3 protein-coding genes are annotated in these 4,319 nt (G+C 39.2%); all 3 read right to left on the bottom strand.

Annotation, left to right across the window (positions count from 1 at the left end):
- Positions 1 to 25: 25 nt before the first annotated feature.
- Positions 26 to 1,339 carry an adenylosuccinate synthase gene (locus AC4GME_RS03800; RefSeq protein ID WP_490378702.1) on the bottom strand — a complete coding sequence of 438 codons (1,314 nt, stop codon included), beginning with the start codon at positions 1,337 to 1,339 and terminating at the stop codon, positions 26 to 28.
- A 375-nt stretch (positions 1,340 to 1,714) separates the two neighbouring features.
- A complete protein-coding gene (locus tag AC4GME_RS03795; RefSeq protein ID WP_490378703.1) occupies positions 1,715 to 2,551 on the bottom strand; it encodes a winged helix-turn-helix domain-containing protein in 837 nt (278 codons plus the stop codon).
- A gap of 268 nt (positions 2,552 to 2,819) precedes the next feature.
- Positions 2,820 to 4,319: bifunctional aconitate hydratase 2/2-methylisocitrate dehydratase (locus tag AC4GME_RS03790; protein WP_490378917.1), on the bottom strand; the 1,500-nt coding region annotated here is incomplete at its 5' end.

Here is a 4,319-nt window from a genome sequence, read left to right as displayed (position 1 = left end):
TAGTAATGATTAGCTTCGCAAATGATTAGTTAAACGGGTTAACCTGAATCATTGTTTCATTGCGATCTGGACCAGTAGAAATAATATCCATTGGCACGCCAGTCACTTCTTCTAAGCGTTTTATATATGCTTTAGCATTTTCAGGTAATGCATCAAACGATGTTACGCCAAATGAGCTTTCACTCCAACCTGGCATAGTTTCATAAACTGGAACAGCAAGTTCATAACCATCGGCAGACATTGGTGGAACATCTACTAATTTATCACCAGGCATTTTGTAAGCAGTACAGATTTTGATCTCTTCTAAACCGTCTAAAACATCTAGTTTAGTCAAGCAGAAACCTGTAATGCTGTTTAGCTGTACGGCACGTTTAATTGCAACAGCATCAAACCAACCAGTACGACGTAAGCGACCTGTTGTAGCACCAAATTCATGGCCTACAGTACCAAGATGTTTACCCGCTGGATCTAATTTATCGATACCATCGTATAATTCAGTTGGGAAAGGACCCGAGCCAACACGTGTTGTGTAAGCTTTAACGATACCTAACACGTAATCAAGATGTGTAGGACCAAAACCACTACCAGTAGCTACGCCACCTGCAGTTGTATTTGAAGAGGTTACATACGGGTATGTACCATGGTCGATATCAAGTAGCGTACCTTGTGCGCCTTCAAACAAGATATTTTCACCACGTAAACGGGCTTTATCCAGTTCATCTGTTACATCAATAACCATACCTTTAAGCAGATCGGCAACATCTTGCATCTGCTTCAGTACTTCTTCATAGCTAACCGCTTCAACTTTGTAGTAGTTAACTAATTGGAAGTTATGATATTCGATAACTTCTTTAAGTTTTACAGCAAATGTTTCCATGTTGAATAAGTCATCAACACGTAAACCACGACGAGCAACTTTATCTTCGTATGCCGGACCGATACCACGACCAGTTGTACCGATAGCTTTATTGCCACGCGCTTTTTCACGAGCAACATCAAGTGCGACATGGTACGGAAGAATTAGAGGACAACCTTCACTGATTGAAAGGCGTTCTTTAGCAGGTACACCACGCTCTTCAAGCATTTTAAGCTCTTTCAGTAACGCGTCAGGTGCTAACACCACGCCATTACCGATAACACATTTTACGTTTTCACGCAGGATGCCTGATGGAATCAGATGAAGAACTGTTACCTCTCCATCAATTACAAGTGTATGACCCGCATTGTGTCCACCTTGATAGCGAACTACCCATTGCGCTTTGTCTGTAAGTAGGTCTACAACCTTACCTTTACCTTCGTCACCCCATTGAGTGCCAAGAATTACTACATTATTTCCCATCAGAATCACATATCTCTAGCGAATTGAGAAAGGATTTTAGCAAACATTAATCGTGCATATCAATATCTTTATTATTTAATCCGATGCAAAAAATAGAAACTGACAATTTCCAACATAAACACTTTCTTAATAAAAGCGATTAATAGAATACTTTTACAGCTAACCCCATGAACTACTGAGCTTTATTATTAATAAGTTAGGGTAAATAAATCTCATTTAATATGATAACTCGCCATGCCTTAGTGAAGTGATTTAAAGAATATTTATAAAAATAAAGGAGAAAAAATAGCGTTCGCCAAATAAAAAAAGGCGCTAGCGTTTCCACTAGAGCCTTTATTGCAAGATATTTCCCCAAAAAATGGGGCAATAAATAGCTTATTCGTTAATTGCTTTCTTTTGCTCTGCGATATTTAAGACATCTGTAGGCACAAGCTCATATGCTGCTTGTGGTTTTAAAACTACATTTGATTTGCTTGCAACCATTAGCATCTGTTTTAAACGGTTTACTTCAAATGGTTTTAATAATAAACCTTGAACATCCAATAAACTGTTTAGACCTAACAATTCACGTTGAACATCAAAGTGTGCGCTTAAGATGCAGATATCAGCTGAAGCTGAAGTTTGACCTGTACGGATACGTTTGATTAATTCAATGCCTGCATTTTCTGCAAGTAATGAATCAATGATAACAAGGTCAAAATCTTGCAGGGCAACAGAGCGCTCAGCTTCAATTGTTGTTGCTACACCTTCAACATATGCAACTTCAACGCTTTCCAATTGCTCTATTAGTTGAATACGTTCAGCAGCTTCCGCTTCAACAATTAATACTTTCATATTACTGATTGCGTTAACTGAGCTTTCACCTTGCGTAATTGGAGATACTTGATTCTCAGTTGAGATACCAACACCTTCCATACGAGCAATATAACCACGCTTAGGAATAGTAGAGATATTTAAACCGTGCAGGCTCAATGTACCGATACTTTTGCGAAGCTGAGAGATATGCTGATTGATAGTATGGTCAGTCACTAAACGACCCCATACATGTTGAGCAAGATCTTCACGCGTTACCACTGTATTTACATTTTTACATAAAAAATGTAGCAGTGATGTACGTAAAGGGCCTAAGTAAACCTTACGGCTTCCATGAATTAAACTATTTTGACTGGTATCTATGTGGTATTCACCCACAACTAAACTTTTTTCTAACATAATAGCACCCATTTATTAGATTCAGATTAAAGTAATAGCGTTACTATTACTAATTTATCGGGCTGCTAGTCAGCCTCTTTTTTTTATCATTACTATGTACTTTATCAAAATTAGGTGAAAAAACAAGCTAATTCAAGTTTTGTTACCTTTTTGTAAAATATTTTTGCTTTAGGATAAAACAGATCAATCACTTACGTAAAAAAAACTGCTCTCAAATGAGAACAGTTTTTTATAAAACAGATGACACTTATCTTATTGATGCAGTGTGTTATGCCTCTTTAATTGAGATGATTGTATCAGCTTTATCTGTGTAATTTTTGATTTGATCAAAATTTAAATAACGGTAAGTTTCAGCTGCTACGGCATCTAATGATTTAGCATATTTCATATATTCTGCAACAGTTGGCAATTTACCTTCAATCGCCGCAACCGCAGCTAACTCTGCCGAGCTTAAATATACATTTGCATTATTACCTAAACGGTTCGGGAAATTACGTGTTGAAGTGGAAACAACAGTTGTATTATCACCTACACGCGCTTGGTTACCCATGCATAGTGAGCAGCCCGGCATCTCAGTACGTGCACCGACTCTGCCAAAAATACTGTAATAACCTTCATCAGAAAGTTGGCTTGCATCCATTTTAGTTGGCGGAGAAACCCATAAACGCGTAGGTAATTGACCGTTATATTTATCCAACAGATTACCTGCTGCACGGAAATGACCGATATTTGTCATACATGAACCGATAAAGACTTCATCTATTTTTTGACCCGCTACTTCTGACAACAGTTTTACATCATCAGGATCATTTGGACAAGCAACAATTGGCTCTTTTACTTCATTTAAATCAATTTCAATAATTGCAGCATATTCAGCATCTTTATCCGCTTCCATTAACTCTGGATTAGCCAGCCAGGCTTCCATCTCTTCGATACGACGGGTGATTGTACGAACATCACCATAACCTTCAGCGATCATCCATTTAAGCATCACAATATTCGAATTCAAGTATTCAATAATTGGCTCTTTATCAAGCTTAATTGAACAACCTGCGGCACTGCGCTCTGCAGATGAGTCTGATAACTCAAATGCTTGCTCCACTTTAAGTGTTGGCAGACCTTCAATTTCAAGCACGCGACCGGAGAAAATATTTACCTTGCCCGCTTTTTCAACTGTTAGGTGTCCGTCTTTAATCGCTTGATGTGGAATCGCATTAACTAAATCACGCAGTGTGATACCAGGTTGCAATTCACCTTTAAAGCGAACTAATACTGACTCAGGCATATCAAGTGGCATTACACCCGTTGCAGCTGCAAATGCAACTAAACCTGATCCCGCAGGGAAAGAGATACCAATTGGGAAACGTGTATGAGAATCACCACCTGTACCTACCGTATCAGGTACTAACATACGATTTAACCAAGAGTGGATTATGCCATCCCCCGGGCGAAGAGAAACTCCACCACGGTTCATAATAAAGTCAGGTAAGGTGTGATGGGTAATAACATCAATCGGTTTAGGGTATGCACCCGTATGACAAAAAGACTGCATTACTAAATCAGCAGAGAAACCTAAACAGGCTAAATCTTTCAGTTCATCACGCGTCATCGGACCAGTTGTATCTTGCGAACCAACCGTTGTCATTTTCGGCTCACAGTATTGACCGGCACGAACGCCTGCTGCGCCGCATGCTTTACCAACCATTTTTTGCGCCAGCGTGTAGCCTTTAGTCGAAGCCTGCGCTTCTACAGGCAGCTGGAATACAGT

The sequence above is a fragment of the Psychromonas sp. genome, from assembly GCF_983033635.1.
This window is presented reverse-complemented; position numbering and strand designations above follow the sequence as displayed.